This is a genomic window from Paenibacillus sp. N22P23 (assembly GCF_059383735.1).
This window is the reverse complement of record NZ_JBXENT010000002.1, coordinates 514,867-530,998: the sequence shown is the minus strand read 5'-3', so window position 1 is coordinate 530,998 and position 16,132 is coordinate 514,867. Positions and strand designations below refer to the sequence as shown.

The following is a 16,132-nucleotide window of genomic DNA, read 5'->3' as shown; positions in this document are numbered from 1 at the left end:
TCACAGATGGCGCGTACAAATGCAATTCGAGAATCGTTCGGAGACAAGCTGTTTTTGACGATGATTTATGCCTTCTTGACGATCATCCTGCTGGCCGTGCTTTATCCGCTCTTGTATATCATAAGCTCGTCCTTTAGCTCGCCGCAGGCCGTAATCAGCGGGAGAGTATGGTTGTTTCCGGTGGACTTCAGCCTAGCCGGATACAAGGCGATCTTCTCCAACCCGATGATTATGACAGGGTACGGCAACTCGCTCTTCTATACGGGATTCGGGGTCTTAATCAACGTAACCTTGACCGTCATGCTGGCGTATCCACTCTCTAAATCGACGTTCTACGGCAGGCATGCCATCATGGTTATCTTAGTCATTACGATGATGTTCAGCGGCGGTCTGATCCCGTATTACTTGACGGTGAAAAATATCGGCATTCTGGACACAAGATGGGCCATGCTCCTGCCGGGCGCGATGGCGGTCTGGCAGGTTATCATTGCCCGAACCTTCTTCCAGTCCAGCATTCCCAAGGAGCTTGGCGAAGCCGCAGAGCTCGATGGGTGTTCGGACTTAGGCTTCTTAATGCGGGTCGTGTTGCCGCTCTCAAAGCCGATCTTGGCCGTACTTGTGCTCATGTATGCGGTCGGCCATTGGAATGCCTACTTTGAAGCGCTTATTTTCCTGAAGTCGCAGGAGCTGTTTCCGCTTCAAATCGTGCTGCGAAATATTCTAATCCTCAATTCTATCGACTCCAGTATGATGATAGACGCCAACAAAATGTCCGCGATGCAGGGGCTGCGAGATTTGTTGAAATTCTCGCTTATCGTCGTCGCTACGGTACCGGTGCTCGCGATTTATCCGTTTGTTCAGAAGTATTTCGTACAAGGTATTCTGATCGGCTCTCTGAAAGGATAATAGCGCTTATTCGGTCCTGGAGGTGATGCCGGAAGTTAGCTGTTAGGGTGCATGTGCGGGAAGAGAGAAGCATGATAAGATTGAAATTATCGAGGAGGCGTCTGTCTTGAAGATGAAGAGAAGCTCGAAAATGCTAGCTTTACTAGTCATGATCGCGTTAATCATCACGGCATGCAGCAGCAACAACGGCAATAACGGGAACAGCAGCGAGGGAGCAGATAACGGATCAGGCGATAAGGTAGATACCGGTAAAACGGTCACGCTGAATACGTTCATTAGCGTCTCGCCTAAGATCGAGGACATTAATACGAATGCAGTAACGACGTATATGGAGGAGAAGCTCAATATCAAATTCAAGTTCGATGCAACGCCTAGTGCCAACGCAGCGGACAAGAAGAAGCTGATTCTGGCGAGCGGTGATTATCCGGCCGTGTTCCTCTCTGGTAACTTCACGCAAGCAGAGCAAATCGATTACGGTAAGCAGGGCATTCTCAGACCGCTGAATGACTTGATTGACAAATATGGCGATGAAATCAAACGCGCGTTCACAGAGGACAAGGATCTGAAGGACGCGATTACAGCTCCGGACGGTAACATCTATTCGCTGCCGCATATTAACGACTGTTTTCACTGCTGGTATTCGCAGAAATTATGGATTAACAAGACGTGGCTGGATAAGCTGGGTCTGAAAATGCCGACGACGACGGACGAATATTTCGAGGTGCTAAAGGCGTTCAAAACGCAGGACCCGAACGGCAACGGCAAAGCGGACGAAGTTCCGTTGTCCGGCGCATTCAACACATGGCACGCCATTCCGTCCAACTTCTTAATGAATGCCTTTATTTATGATAATGATGAGGATTTCTTCTACTTGGAGGACGGTAAAGTGCAGCTGGCAGCCAATCAGCCGGCGTGGCGCGAAGGCTTAACCTACATTAACAAGCTCTTCAGCGAAGGCTTGATCGACAAAGAAGCATTCACGCAGAATATCGACCAAATGGCGCAAGTAGGCAATAAAGAAGGCGACAATGTCATTGGCAGCGTGACCGCGGGTCACATCGGCATGGCCTTCAGTTTGGCTGAAGGTCAGAACCGTCATAAGGACTATGTAACGGTACCTCCGCTTACAGGTCCGGGCGGAGTTGCTTATGCCGGCTATTATAAGGCATACGGGAACGGGCAGTTCGCCATTACGAATAAGGCTTCGGAGGAAGAGGCAATTGCAGCGATCAAAATGGCGGATTACATGTATTCCGAAGAGCATGCAATTATGAATGAGTACGGGCTTGAAGGTAACTTCTGGGAGAAAGCACCGGATGGCGAGAAGGATGTGCACGGCAATCCGGCCAAGTACAGCTTGAAGCCGAAATATTGGGATATTACGACGACGTCCAACGATACATGGGATCAGATGGGCATCACGAGACGGACGCGTGATATCCGTGAATCCTGGACAGCGCCGGCTGATATGTTCTCCCAACAGGGCTATGAATTCCGACTCTTCACCGAAACGGCGAATAATTACGAGAACAAGCAGCCGGAAGAGACGTTCCCGCTCACAATCTTCATGGATGAGAACGATGCGAAAGAAACGATCATGCTGCGCACGCAGATCAACGAGTACATCCGCTCCAACATGGCGCAGTTTGTAACGGGCTCGAAGCAGCTGTCGGATTCCGAGTGGGATAGCTACGTGAAGGGCTTTGAGGGCTTGAATCTAGCTCACTATCTAGATATCTATCAAAAGGCGTACGATAGCAAGAAGTAAGAATCGGTAGAGTAAAGGCTATGCGGCCCTGAGTGAGCATCTCTCAGGCGCATAGCCTATTTGCCCTGAAACGGAGCGAATTTTATCTCATTGCAGAAGATGTTATACTTGAAAATGACTATAGCAAACAGCCTTTCACGGCGATAAAGGAGTAAAGTGATGTTTAAGACTGAAGCGTACAACGAGTCACGAGAAGATAATTATGAAATGTTAATCCGCCAATTAGATGCGTTGCTAGACGGGGAAAGTGATACTATAGCCAACTTATCCAACACTTCGTCTTTGCTTAATCAGTTTCTGGATAATATCAATTGGGTAGGATTTTATCTATATAAGGGCAATGAACTTGTGTTAGGTCCATTCCAAGGTTTGCCTGCTTGTGTGCGAATCCCGTTATCTCGAGGCGTGTGCGGTAAGGCAGCCAGTGACAGGGCGACGGTTCGTGTAGCTAATGTCCATGAGTTCCCCGGGCATATCGCGTGTGATGCGGCTTCCCAATCGGAGATTGTGATTCCAATGATCAAAAACGGCGAATTGTTAGGCGTACTTGATATCGATAGTCCGATCATAGAGCGTTTTGACGAGATGGATCAGCATTACTTAGAGAAGTTTGTTGATGCGATGGTTTCCCATTTGTAAGTGGGTTACGGAATATTCTAGCGAACCGTACGACGCTTATTTGCTCCAAAATAGCACCAAAAAAATTCTAACGAACCGAGGAGGCTCTAATTGACTGTTTATGGGTATTTGGGAGCACCTCTACGGTTCGTTAGTTTTTTCGCGTTAAATCATTCAGAAACTTCGATTGTCGCGGCTGCTTGGGGCTGCGCATTTTATGAGGGCCATGTTCTTCCTCTTGCAATTAGGGGAATATGAGACTAAAATCAAATTTATGCGATGAGTAAACAAACGTTTAGGAGGTGGAAAAATCATGATCACCAACATGGATCTCTGTAACTGTACGAAGCTAAGACGGGCAGCACGCCATGTTACGCGTTTTTATGATACATGCTTGGCAGAGTCGGGATCGGGGCTGCGTGCTACGCAATATGCCATCTTAGGTTACCTGAAGAACCAAGGAGCGCAGACGATGAATGAACTCGCTGAGCTGATGACGATGGATCGTGCCACGATTGGACATAATCTGCGGCCGCTGGAGCGTGATGGTTTGGTAAGTATTCAGGTTAGCGAACGCGATCGGCGTGCCAGAATCGTATCCATTACGGACGAAGGTCTGAGTCGCATGGAAGTAGGAAAAGTAGGCTGGGCTCGCGCTCAGGCGGAATTCGAAGAGAAATTCGGCGCAGAACATGCAGGTTCAATGAGAAACATGATGGATGGAGTTGTCGGCCTCAGCTTTAATACATGACAGATGATATTCGGAATATCGACGATAAGGGCCATAATCTTCTTATTATCCGTTATTATCGTCGATTCGATGTATGTCAAATAAGGGCATATGAGACTAAGTGTAGTCGAATCTTTTGATGCATCTTGCAATAAACAGGTGATATTGTAGCAAACTAATCTACAAAAGGAGATGAACGGACCTCATGAAAAGAATGCTTTTGGTTGTATTAATCATGTCCTGCGGGGCCACGTTTATTTCTTCTTTATTTCCTTTATATGGGGAGCATTATCGGCTGAGCAGTTTGGAAATCACGATTTTGTTTGCCATTTATGCAGCAGTCCTGCTGCCAACTTTACTTGTCGTAGGAGCAAGAGGGAATGCCTGGGGATTGAAACGAGTCCTTCGTTACAGCATTTGGATATCAATCGCATCGACACTGCTGTTTAGCATTAGTTCTGACACTTGGATGCTGTATGCGGCAAGGATTTTGGAAGGCGTCGCGTATGGTGCTTTTACAGGTGCGGCCAGTGCGTTTCTAATCAAACAAACCGCTAAAGAAAAAGTGGGCACAGCACTTAAGTTATCAGGGGCAGTGGTGAACATTGGTTTTGGCTTAGGCCCGGCGATTTCGGGTTTAATCATACAATACTTGCATGTTCAGCCGCTTCGTTTACCGTTTTGGATTTTGCTCGTCATGTTGTTCAGTTCCTTGGTTGTGCTGGAATTGCTGCCCAAACACGAAGACTTGGAAGCGCGGAAGCAACCTAAAGTAAAGATTTCGCTCGGTGTACCTGACAATATTACTGCTCAATTCTGGTCTTTTATCGGACTTCCGATCTTTACCGTATTTACCTTAGGCGGAGTTGTGCTCTCTCTTATTCCAACATTCGTTAAGCATGTCATTCACACCAACAATCTGTCTATTTCGGGCTTGTTAATCTTAGTGCTCCTAGGCATCGGAGCGCTGATGCAGTACTTCCCTTGGCCGCATAACCCTGTTACACGGATGAGAATCGCAATCTTGTCTCTTGCCATTGGATCGTGGATCATCGTTTTCTCCGGTCAGGCAGAGAGTTTATTTCTACTCTGGGCCGGCATCTTCATTCAAGGTATTGGCGCCGGATGGACATTTCAGGTTGCATTACGGTTTGCCGGTCAGCTGCCCAAGCCGGAAGAACGTCCACGAGTGATTTCAGCCTTTTATCTATGCGCATATTCCGGATTTATTGTGCCCCCTGTTGCTGTAGGCGTACTGACTCAATTTTTTAATCTGAACTTGTCATTGGTTATTTTTAATCTGTTTGCTGCACTAATCGTCATCTATGTGCTCATGTATTCCGTAACGTTTAATCGTTATTTCACTAAAATGACATCACAATAATATGGAGCCGCGGAATGCGAGCCCATTATAATAACCGCGGCGCATCTGTCCAATAATAATGGCGTTGTAGCTTGAAGGCTGCAAAGACTTCAATAAATAGCCATCAACAGATGCGCTTATGCGGAGGAATAGTAATGGTAAGAAGGAATGCAAAAGTGGTCGGCTTGTTGGCTATGTCGTTGATGATGGTGGTGTTTCTTACCGCTTTCACAGGTTACGATAGTCGAAGTGATAGTCGAAGTGAAATGGCTGTGGTTTCAGCTAAGCAGCATCCGGCTGACCCCGAAATGGACATAAAGAAGTTTTCGGATCAGGAGCTCATTAAGAAGGTACCCGGATTCAAGAACGGATACAAAAAGGTAAATGGAGTCACGCTTCACTATGTTGAAGGCGGTAAGGGTGAGCCGCTATTCCTTCTTCCCGGATGGCCGCAGAACTGGTATGCGTATCACAAAATTATGCCGGAGCTGGCGAAGAAGTATCACGTATATGTCGTTGAATATCGGGGAATGGGCAGCTCGGACAAGCCTCCAACTGGCTACGATAAGAAGACCCTGTCTTCAGATATTCATGCTTTGGTCAAAGAGCTTGGTTATGACAAGGTTCACATGGTGGGCCACGATATCGGAGCACAGGTTGCTTATGCTTATGCAGCTCAATACCCAGAGGCTACGACAAAACTAGTGATGATGGATGTTCCTCATCCCTTCGAAGGATTTCTGAACCTTCCGCTCTTACCGCCGCCGGGCGTATACGATATAAGCAGTAATGAACGTCCTATTTACCCATGGTGGTTTTCACTCAATTCCGTGCCGGACTTGCCGGAGAAGCTGCTGCAAGGAAAACAAATGCGTATTTTTCAAGATTGGCTCTTCAATTACTTGGCATTTGGTGGCAAACCGCCAATGACGCAAGAGACCAAAGATATCTATTATTCGGCATACTCAAGTCCTGACGCGATTCGCGCAAGCAATGGGTGGTATAACACATTCAGACAAGATATTGATGATCTGAAAACCTATAAGAAGCTGTCCGTACCTGCACTTGGTATTGCTGGCTGGGATTCCACTGCACATACGCTTGAAGAGTTTCTGAAGCTCAATGCAACTGACATGAAAATGGTCAAAATAAATAAAGCGGGACACTGGATCTCAGAGCAGAGCCCGCAAGAAACCGTGAAATTGCTAAATGCGTTTTTCGGTAATTAACTTCAACTAAGAAGCCGCCACTTCGCTGCATGCGAAAGTGGCGGCTTTTATGCTGCGGGACTCAGACCTGGAGACCTGGATTATGATTGCAAGAATCATACGAATAGTGTGTTTAAAAGTAGGAAAACGTAGTCTACAGAAGGAGTGAGACCATGTACTACTATAAAGAAGAATTAATCAACAAAATTGAAATCGATCAGCCTGATCCTGCAGCTGCGAAGGTATTACAAGAAGCGCTTGGTGGACAATTCGGTGAGATGAGAACAATGATGCAGTACTCTTTCCAGAGTGCCAACTTTAGGGGCAAAGATAAACAATTTCGTGATTTGCTGCGAGGCGTTTTCTTAGAAGAAATTGCACATGTAGAGCTTGTCCAAAGTACCATTAATCAATTGCTTAACGGAGCAGGGGAGTCTATGCCGGGCAATGCCGGTATCGATCACGCACCTTTGGACGAGGCAGTCAAGCATGCTAATCCGCATCATTTCATCATGGGAGCTAAGAGCTCACTGCCGGTAGATGCCGGCGGGAATCCTTGGAGTGGGTCCTATGTGTACAGTCATGGAAATCTGATAAGCGATTTGTTGAACAACGTCGTGCTCGAATCGACCGGTGTGCTGCAGAAAACTAGGATTTATGAAATGAGTTCGAATAAAACCTTCCGCGAAACGCTTGGTTTCTTGATCGTGCGCGATAATGCGCATCAAAATGCATTTGCAAAAGCCTTAGAAGTATTAGGTGTTGATTGGGGCAAGCTGTTTCCCGTGCCGAATTACGATATTAATAAGTATCCCGAATGTCGAAAATATGTAGATATGGGTTTTCATAACGTTCAATTTAACTTCAGGTTAGATCCAACTAGAATCGGGGAAATATTTACTGGCACGACACCGAGTCGAAATGGGGGGAATCTATCAGTCACGCCGCCTCCACAAGGCTACATGGTACCGGAGTTGCCTGATATGCCGAATGAACACAGCCCCGGATTGGCAGACATGAATCGCTGAAAAGAACCCCAGGCGCAGTTCATGCAGCCTGGGGTTCTTTACGTTAATGGGAAATGAAGGTGGCGTCTTGCTTATCCGTTGTCGTGCTGATCGGATCGATCCTCAGCAGATTGCTGGATTGCCGAATGTAATAAGTCGGGAAGTTGTAGGACTTGAAGGATACTTGCGCCGTATTGGCGAGTCCAGCCGTCTGATAGAACGTCGCGTCTTGCTTGAAGGTAGTCGATCCGTCGTTTCGGGCCAACTGAAGTACGTAATTATAATGCCTCAGATAATAACCCGGAAAGTTGATCGATTCGAACGAAACGCCCGCAGGATCTGCGAGGCCGGGAACCATTCGAAACTTGGAATCGTTAACCGGTGTCGGATTCGAGTCAATTCGTCCGGCGAAGTTGTAATGGCGAATATAAGAGCCAGGAACCCGGTTGGATTCCCATTGGCGGATTAAGGCCGCATCGCCAAGATCAATACTGCCGTACCGGACCGAGTTGTGGCCGCTGCCCAGCGGACCGCCGGTGATGACCAGCAGGTTGTGGTTGTCTGCAAGCGGAACGAGCGCTCGGCTGTATCCTTGCGGAACGACGGTACTGACTCTCGTCCACTTATCGGATGCCCCATTCTCCGCGTTGAGGAACAGATCCGTGCTGGAGTTGGACGTTACGGCAATCGTACCGTTTGGCCCAGTTCCCGGTAACCAAACAACGTAAGGCGAGCTGGAAGGAATGACGTTGTCCCGGGTTTTAAGCAATGTCCCTGGGTCGGTCGCCGCCCCGAAGTTTTCCGGATTGGACGAGATTTTGTAGTATACCGCGAAATTTCCGTTCGGAGAACCGCCGTATTCATACGTCAAAATGTAGTTGCCATTGCCGAGCTTAGCAACTGTCGACATGCCCGGACGTTTGGTAGAGTCGGCTAGCGCGATATCCTCGATTGCAGAGCTCCAGGTCGTGCCGTTCGTAGTCGTCACGTGCACGAGCTTCTGGTTATGTGCTGCATCCCGTTCGTCCGAATAGTAGAGAATCAGCTTGTTGTTCGCCACGAGGAGGAAGGGTTCCCAAACCGGGTCGAAAGCGCCCGATGGGTCGGCTTTGCCGCCTGTGGCAATCGAGCTGACATAGGACCACGTTACGCCATGGTCCGTGCTTTTGTAGAGGTCGAGCTTCGTCACGGATAAATCAGAAGGGATTGCGTTTCCTGCACACAATAACGTACCTGCCGGCATGCTGCCGATAGCTTGAGGTAATTCATACAGGAAAGGCTGGTAACGAAGCCCCCATCCGTTAACGGTATCGGTAACCTCAGATAGATGCGTCCAAGTGACGCCTCCGTCTGTGCTGCGATAAATCGGGAACGACGGTGTGCCATTCACGTAATGCTCGAATGTCGCTAGCAGCGTTCCGTTTGAGCTGCCGCTGTACTGAAGCCGAAGCGCGCGGGGATATAACGTGCCCGGCCCCGGGTCAGACGATGGAGACGTATACATCACACTCGGACCGAATGCGCTCGCCTCCCCAAATACCATAAACAACGCTGCCAACCCCAATACGAAGATTTTTGCCCATTTTCTCCTTATTCTTGAACCCATTATCGAATTCCTCTTTTCCGATTAAGATCGGAAGCGCGAAAGAGTAGCGACTGAGCTGCGAAAATCCGGCCTTCCGTCGTTCGTCCATTGAAGCTCCGCGACGAATGTATGTCGATTGGGATCGTATAGCGGATCTCCGACAATATCCTTGTACGTTCTCGCATGAAATACGAATAATGCTTTCGTACCGTCCTCCGTTACAGTGAAACTGTTATGTCCGGGCCCGTAGAGCCCGAGCTCCTCGTCGGTCGTCAGGCAGGGAGCTGTAGACTTGCGCCACGAAGCAGCATCGAGCAAGTCAGCATCTTCGTCCGCCTCTAGCAGCCCGACGCAATAGTTAAAGTCCGTCGCGCTGGCCGAATAGGCGAGGAATATCAAGTTGTCCTTGCGGAGGAACGCAGCGCCTTCGTTTACCTTGAAACCAATGATCTCCCAGTCGTACTCCGGCATGGTGATCATCGTCTGTTTTCCGGTTAACGTCCATGGATTGCTCATTTTCGAGATATACAGATTGGAATTGCCGTCGATGGTAGGATCTTTCTGCGCCCATACGTAATAACGCGTCCCACGGTGCTCGAACGTTGTAGCGTCAAGCGAGAAGCTTTCCCATTCGGCGCGGACTTGTCCTTTTTCCTCCCACTCCCCTTCCAATGGATTGGCGTTCCCATTCTCCAGCACGAACATCCGGTGATCGAACAAGCCTTCGTTCGTCTCGGCCGTGCGGGCGGCAGCAAAATAGATGTACCATTTGCCGTCAATATGATGAATTTCGGGAGCCCATATGTTCGCACTTAACAAGCCCGATTCATGTTTTCTCCAAACAATGGCTGGACTCGCATGAGGAAGTTCTTCGATTGTCTTCGCTCTGCGAATTTCGATGCGGTCATATTCAGGAACAGAGGCCACGAAATAGTAATGCCCGTCGGTATGCCGGAAAATATGCGGATCTGCGCGTTGTTCGATTAATGGCTTAACGCCGTCTAGCTTCGTTTGTTGGACTCCCATCCCGTCACCTGCTTTATCTTTTTTTTAATTGTTAGCCCTTAACGCCGCCCACGGTTAAACCTGATACGAAGTAGCGCTGGAAGAAAACGAATATGATCATAATCGGTACGATGGCCAGCACGGAGCCTGCGATCAGAATATCGTAGTTATTGCCGTATGGCGTTACGAGACTCGAGAGCCCGATCGGAAGCGTCAGCTTCTCGGCTGAGTTGAGCACGAGCAGCGGCCATACGAAGCTGTTCCAGCTGGCAAGCGCCTGTACGATGATCATGGCGCCGAAGGCCGGTGTCATGAGCGGTACGAAGATGCGGAAGAAGATGCCGTATTCCGAGCAACCGTCGATCCTGCCGGCATCGAGGAAGTCTTTCGGTAAACTTGACGCGTACTGTCTAAAGAAGAATATCGGGAGCGGCGAGACGACGAAAGGCAGAATTACCCCGCTGAACCGATCGATCAAATCAAGCGCGATCAGCTGTTTGTACAGTGGAAGCATGATGATTTCGACCGGAACCATCATGACGAGCAGGACGCACAAGAACACGAGATTCCGCCCGACGAACCGATACATCGCCAGCCCGTAACCGACCATCGATGATAGAAGCATGCAGCCAGCCGTATAGACGACCGTTATGATCAGACTGTTCTTGTACCAATTCGCATACTTGGCGGCACCCGAAGAGAAGATGAACGAGTAATTGTCGAAAGAGAGCAAATCCGTTTGCAGACGGATGTTGAGGCCGAACCGGAGCAGCTCCTTGGACGGCTTCAGTGAAGCGAGCGCCAGACAGTAGAAAGGAAACAAAGCCAGCGCGGCCAAAATCAGGAACAAAACAAGGAGAAGGAACGTTTGTGGATGGAAACGTTTGGCACCCATAATCAATCCTCCTTCTTAAACAAGCCGAATAGTCGAAGTTGAATGACGTTCAAGATCATCGTGAACGTCAGGAGGACGATTCCGATCGCAGAGCCGAGCCCCAAATTGTTCTTCTCGATACCGTGACGATAGAGCAGCCCAATCATCGTGAGGCCGATATCGTTCGGCGAACGGTTGCCGCTCCATAAGATGAAGCTTTCGGTAAACATCGCATAGCCGCCGTAGATGCTGATCGTGATGACGTAGATCGCAATCGGTTTCAGCAGCGGAAGCGTGATGCGCCTGAACTTCTGCCACGTATTCGCACCGTCGATGTCCGCTGATTCGTACAGTTCATTCGGGATGGACTGCAGCGCCGACAAGAAGTAGACGATATTAATGCCGGCATATCGCCATGTCGCCAAGATGACGAGCACGAGCATGCCCGTCACGCCGTCCCCAAGCCAATTGATCGTCTCCAACCCGAACAGATGGCGGAACGTATTCATGACGGAGGCGTCAAGCGAACCGAATACGAGACGGAAGATGATGCCCGCCACGACAACGGATGTCAAAGCCGGAACGAACAAGGCAGAGCGGAAGAAGGGGCTCCACTTCATCCGCTTGGCATTAAGGAACACGGCCAGCACAAGCGGCAGTGGAATTAATATGAAGATTGTCAAGAACGTATACTTCGAACTGTTCCAGAGCGCTGTGTAGAATGAATCATCTGCCCATAAGTCCTTATAGTTCGTCCAGCCGATGTAATGCGTCTGTCCCGGCAGCACTTCTTGAAAGCTCATGATGAACGTAGACAGAACGGGATAGACGAAGAACACCGCAAGCGAGAGTACGAACGGTAATACGAATACATAAGGCGCGAGCCGCTGGTTATACATCCACCTCATACCGCCCATTCGCTCCTTTCCTGGCAGGAGAAACGTTGCCGAAGGAACCGATTTCGATCCTTACGGCAACGTTTTCTGGCCGAATTGAATTACTTAATGCTAGCTGCCGCGTCGTCCAGCGCTTTCTTCGGATCGTTCAAGTCATTCAGGGCTTGGAACATCGCCTTCGTCTTGATGACGTCAGATACCGCTGGTGTTCTCTCCTTAATGTTCGTTGGTGCAATCTCTTTCTTCAGGCTGTCAAGGAAGGTGAAGACGCCTGTGCCGAAGTAGTCGGTATACTTGTTAGGCTCGCTCATCGCCGGATCTGTCCAAGCATCTGTGTTGATCGGATCGAAGCCGAGCTGCTTCCAAATTTCAATGTTGCCTTCCTTCGAAATTTTGGCGAATTCGAGGAACTTCAATGCGAGCTCTTGGTTTTTGGATTGATTCGTAATAACTGTGCCTGTGCCGCCCATACCGGAGGAGCGCATCTCGCCTTGCTTAAATACAGGCATCGGCTTGATAATGATCTTGCCTTTCAGATCCGGCATGTAGTCCGTGAATCGGCCCATGTACCACATTGGCATCCAGATGGAAGCGGCGCCGCCGCCATTCATGAAACCATAATATTCTTCGGCGTGATGGAAGCCGCCGGGTGCCGGGATCGCCACTTTCTCTTTCACTAGATTCTGCAAGTAGGTGAGGACATCCAGATTCACTTGATCATTCAGTGTCACGTTGCCGTCTTTATCGAGGAAGTCGGAACCGTGCTGCACGACCATTGGCCAGTAGGTCCATTGGTCAGTCGTTTCGACAGTCGTCATCGGCTTGCCGGTCTTAGCCAGCACTTGCTTGCCGGCTTCTTCAAAGTCATCCCACGTGATGATCGTATCGGCGTTCACGCCGGCTTGATCAAGAATTTCTTTATTGTAATAAATGACTTGTGCGCCGACGTGGTAGTCGATGCCGTAATACTTGCCGTCTTTGGCGTAGTTGTCGAGACGGGACATAACGAGTTTCTCTTGCGACGGCTCTACAATATCATTCAGTGCGACAAATTGTGGATCGCCTTTAAGGAAGTTGCCAATTTTACTAATCTCGATATCTGCCAGATCAGGGGCACCTTTGCCGGATTGAAGCGCTAGCAGCAGCTTGTTGTGGGCATCATCGTAGGGGAACGTCGTGGCGGTTAACTTAACCGCCATATCCGGATGCGCGGTATTCCACTTCTCGGCCATACTTTCGAAAAACTTCTGATGCAATTCGTTGAACGTCCAGAACTCCAAAGTGGTCGGCGTGCCCGACTGGGCACTTGATGAATTGGATGAGTCGGAAGAAGCATTATTATCATTGTTCTTCGAGCTGCACCCTGTTAATGCGATCGAACTGAGCAGCACCAGAGTAAGCGAATAATGAAGCGCTTTTTTCATTCGGATAATCCCCCTTGAAAGATTAGTGTTAGGCGCTAGATTTACCATAATTAGTATTGAAAGCGCTTTACACTTTGGATTATAATAGGTATTAAATATTATTTATATAACCAATTGGATATAAAATCATATTTTTTATTGGGAGTGGATGACATGATAAAGAAGACGGCTCTCTATAAGCAAATCCAACAACGGATTCGAGAGAAAATCGTCTCGGGGCAATTAAGGCCTGCCGATCGTATCCCGTCCGAACAAGAATTAATGGATGAATACAAGGTGAGCAAGATCACTGTCAAGAACGCATTGACCGAGCTGGCGGATGAAGGACTTGTTACCCGCATTCAAGGAAAAGGGACGTTTGTCTCTTTGGACGTGGCACAATCCGGTGCTTCATCCTCTCGGGGTTCAGCGCCGAAGGGACCTGCGTTGATCGGCTTTAACATCCCGACGATGAAAACGAGCGTTATCCAGAAGCTCGTGGACTACACGGAGTTTTACCTAAAGGAAGCTGGGTATCAAATGTTATTAAGCATTACGCGCGAATCAGCAGCCGAAGAGACGAGATCGATTCGCGATTTGGTTGACGCAGGCGTACAAGGCTTGATCGTCTTCCCGACCGAGGATGAGAAATATAATGAATCCTTGCTCCGCCTGTCACTCGATAAGTTCCCGTTCGTCTTCATTGATCGTTATCTTCGTAATATTAAGACCTATACGATCACGTCCGACAATCTTGGCGGAGCCTACGAAACGGTGTCGTACCTGCTATCGAAGGGGCACCGTCAAATCGCGCTCATATCCCCGGAGAACGCAAACACGGCCGTCGAAGATCGGACGACCGGGTTTGAGAAGGCCTATATTGATCAAGAAATTTCCATCGACAAAAGCCTATGGTGCCACGTGCCGCTCGACATTCTCCGAAGCGACAGAGCGCTTGATTACATTACGGATTTCCTGAAAGGGCATAAGTCCATTACCGCTGCCTTCACGTTAACGGAGGAAATCGCGCAATTGACGTCAAAGGCACTTCAAAGCTTTGAAACCCAATCCGACGTGGAGCTGATTTCCTTTGATAATCCCAGCCTCCCGAACGTTGCGTATGTGCAGCAGGATGAACGGGAGATGGCACGCGCCGCCGTCTCGCTGCTGCGAGATCAAATCATGCATACCTACGCCCCTACAAGCGTCGTTGTACCCGTCCGACTCATATTCCCGGAGAAATAACAGCCAAACAGCCCGCCCCATTTCGAGAAGGGACGGGCTGTTTGGCTTCCTAAGCTGCGGCGGATTATAGATTCGCTTTGCCTGCGTACACGTTAACGTGATCGATATGAGCGACTTTGCCTTTCACGACTTTGCTCGGGCCGACGAATTTCAGTTCGTATTTCGTTGAAGGGTGGTAGACGTAGATTTTGTCCGTGCCGGTGAATCGAACTTCTTTAGGCATACCAAGCGTTTTGATAACGGACTCGAATGTCAGTGACTTGATGCCAACGCTCTGATCGATAGACTGCCCGAAATTGCGCAGATCGTAGATGACGCCGGATTTGTTGATCCCGAAACCATAGGCACCTTGTCCCATGCCGAAATTATACATTTCGTAATGATTGCCCTTTAAGTCGCCGCCTACTTCCGGATCGCCCCATTTGTAATGGACGGCGGAGATTGGCGTTTTGCCTGCGATGGCGTTCAGTCCGGGAATTTTGCCTTCTTTTGCAAGACTGTAGATCGTCTTGATATAAGTGCTGCCTTGCTGTGCTTTAATGCTGCTGGTATCCACTTTTGCCGCCGCTGCATTTACATCCGAGTGGGAGATGACAGCCATTGAGCCTACTGCAATCAATCCGGCCAGTGCCAGTTTTGTTCCTATTTTAAACGACGATTTCGCTTTAGTATTCTTCAACATACTATATTCACCTCTTCTGTTTATTGGAGACTAGGACGGTTGACAACTTGGCTTGCCTTACAACTACATATTAACCAGCCCAGCCTCCGAATGAATGACAGATAGGTAACGAAACAGTAACAATAAAGTTACGATTAACGTTCCGGTTCATCTTGTCGTTTATGGGAAAACTGAACATACGGAAGGGAGCGTAAATGAAATGACCACCAAGATATACGACAAAACAACAACAGGACTACTTCTGGTGGATCCTTATAATGATTTCTTGGCACCGGAGGGGAAGATTTATCCGCGAACGAAAGAAGTGAGCGAATCCGTGAACTTGCTCGACCATCTCAGAGAAATTGTTGCTGCGGTTCGAAAGGCAGGCATTCGCGTTTTTTTCGTACCACATCATAGAGCGGAACCGGATGATTACGTAACGTGGAAGCATCCGACCCCCTATCAGCTCCGAACCAAAGCCGGACAGTCGTTTGCCAAAGGATCCTGGGGAGGGGAATTTCATGCGGATTTTCAACCTTTGATAGGTGATATCCTTATCAAGGAGCACTGGGGCAGCAGCGGATTTGCGAACACGGATCTGGATCACCAACTTAAAATGCACGGTTTACAAAAGATAATTCTTATCGGTATGATAGCCAATACGTGCATTGAATCGACCGGACGCTTCGGCATGGAGCTTGGTTACCATGTGACGCTTGTGAAAGATGCTACATCGGCTTTCAGTAAGGAGGCGATGCATGCGGCGCATGAAATTAACGGACCAACGTTCGCGCATGCCATTGTAACAACAGAAGAACTTCTTGCTGCATTGTAAGAAGCATGCACGGAAAGCTTAAGAT

The 16,132-nt window shown here is 48.7% G+C and carries 15 protein-coding genes; 9 read left to right on the top strand and 6 right to left on the bottom strand.

Features of this window, described 5'->3' with window-relative positions; genetic code table 11:
* Positions 1 to 6 precede the first annotated feature (6 nt).
* The 7 genes from AC506A_RS13100 to AC506A_RS13070 all read left to right on the top strand — a co-directional run bounded on the left by AC506A_RS13100 (position 7) and on the right by AC506A_RS13070 (position 7,621).
* Positions 7 to 906, top strand: coding sequence for a carbohydrate ABC transporter permease (locus AC506A_RS13100; RefSeq protein WP_495461433.1), 900 nt, complete (start codon positions 7 to 9; stop codon positions 904 to 906).
* Positions 907 to 1,018: 112 nt separating this feature from the next.
* Entirely contained in the window at positions 1,019 to 2,674 is a 1,656-nt protein-coding gene (locus AC506A_RS13095) for an extracellular solute-binding protein (protein ID WP_495461897.1), read from the top strand.
* A gap of 159 nt (positions 2,675 to 2,833) precedes the next feature.
* The gene (locus tag AC506A_RS13090) at positions 2,834 to 3,313 is read left to right on the top strand and encodes a GAF domain-containing protein (RefSeq protein WP_495461432.1); all 480 of its coding nucleotides are present in this window, start codon (positions 2,834 to 2,836) and stop codon (positions 3,311 to 3,313) included.
* A gap of 292 nt (positions 3,314 to 3,605) precedes the next feature.
* Positions 3,606 to 4,043 carry a MarR family winged helix-turn-helix transcriptional regulator gene (locus AC506A_RS13085; protein WP_495461431.1) on the top strand — a complete coding sequence of 146 codons (438 nt, stop codon included), beginning with the start codon at positions 3,606 to 3,608 and terminating at the stop codon, positions 4,041 to 4,043.
* A 184-nt stretch (positions 4,044 to 4,227) separates the two neighbouring features.
* The gene (locus tag AC506A_RS13080) at positions 4,228 to 5,406 is read left to right on the top strand and encodes an MFS transporter (protein WP_495461430.1); all 1,179 of its coding nucleotides are present in this window, start codon (positions 4,228 to 4,230) and stop codon (positions 5,404 to 5,406) included.
* A 134-nt stretch (positions 5,407 to 5,540) separates the two neighbouring features.
* Positions 5,541 to 6,614 (top strand): alpha/beta fold hydrolase, encoded by a 1,074-nt coding sequence (locus tag AC506A_RS13075; protein ID WP_495461429.1) that lies wholly within the window; start codon positions 5,541 to 5,543, stop codon positions 6,612 to 6,614.
* A gap of 152 nt (positions 6,615 to 6,766) precedes the next feature.
* Positions 6,767 to 7,621 carry a manganese catalase family protein gene (locus tag AC506A_RS13070; RefSeq protein WP_495461428.1) on the top strand — a complete coding sequence of 285 codons (855 nt, stop codon included), beginning with the start codon at positions 6,767 to 6,769 and terminating at the stop codon, positions 7,619 to 7,621.
* A 43-nt stretch (positions 7,622 to 7,664) separates the two neighbouring features.
* On the opposite strand, the gene AC506A_RS13065 is transcribed toward AC506A_RS13070, so the two are convergent.
* The 5 genes from AC506A_RS13065 to AC506A_RS13045 form a co-directional block, all read right to left on the bottom strand.
* The gene (locus AC506A_RS13065) at positions 7,665 to 9,206 is read right to left on the bottom strand and encodes an AbfB domain-containing protein (protein ID WP_495461427.1); all 1,542 of its coding nucleotides are present in this window, start codon (positions 9,204 to 9,206) and stop codon (positions 7,665 to 7,667) included.
* 21 nt (positions 9,207 to 9,227) lie between these two features.
* A complete protein-coding gene (locus AC506A_RS13060) occupies positions 9,228 to 10,211 on the bottom strand; it encodes a glycoside hydrolase family 43 protein (RefSeq protein ID WP_495461426.1) in 984 nt (327 codons plus the stop codon).
* Between the two features lie 31 nt (positions 10,212 to 10,242).
* The gene (locus tag AC506A_RS13055) at positions 10,243 to 11,085 is read right to left on the bottom strand and encodes a carbohydrate ABC transporter permease (RefSeq protein ID WP_495461425.1); all 843 of its coding nucleotides are present in this window, start codon (positions 11,083 to 11,085) and stop codon (positions 10,243 to 10,245) included.
* A 2-nt stretch (positions 11,086 to 11,087) separates the two neighbouring features.
* The gene (locus tag AC506A_RS13050) at positions 11,088 to 11,972 is read right to left on the bottom strand and encodes a carbohydrate ABC transporter permease (protein ID WP_495461424.1); all 885 of its coding nucleotides are present in this window, start codon (positions 11,970 to 11,972) and stop codon (positions 11,088 to 11,090) included.
* 89 nt (positions 11,973 to 12,061) lie between these two features.
* Positions 12,062 to 13,384: an ABC transporter substrate-binding protein gene (locus AC506A_RS13045; RefSeq protein ID WP_495461423.1), complete on the bottom strand. Its 1,323-nt coding sequence runs from the start codon at positions 13,382 to 13,384 to the stop codon at positions 12,062 to 12,064.
* 153 nt (positions 13,385 to 13,537) lie between these two features.
* Here AC506A_RS13045 and AC506A_RS13040 point away from each other — a divergent pair, with 153 nt between their 5' ends.
* Positions 13,538 to 14,608 (top strand): GntR family transcriptional regulator, encoded by a 1,071-nt coding sequence (locus AC506A_RS13040; RefSeq protein WP_495461422.1) that lies wholly within the window; start codon positions 13,538 to 13,540, stop codon positions 14,606 to 14,608.
* Positions 14,609 to 14,672: 64 nt separating this feature from the next.
* On the opposite strand, the gene AC506A_RS13035 is transcribed toward AC506A_RS13040, so the two are convergent.
* The gene (locus AC506A_RS13035) at positions 14,673 to 15,290 is read right to left on the bottom strand and encodes a YjgB family protein (protein ID WP_495461421.1); all 618 of its coding nucleotides are present in this window, start codon (positions 15,288 to 15,290) and stop codon (positions 14,673 to 14,675) included.
* A gap of 199 nt (positions 15,291 to 15,489) precedes the next feature.
* On the opposite strand from AC506A_RS13035, the gene AC506A_RS13030 reads away from it, so the two are divergent.
* A complete protein-coding gene (locus AC506A_RS13030; RefSeq protein WP_495461420.1) occupies positions 15,490 to 16,107 on the top strand; it encodes a cysteine hydrolase family protein in 618 nt (205 codons plus the stop codon).
* Positions 16,108 to 16,132 lie beyond the last annotated feature (25 nt).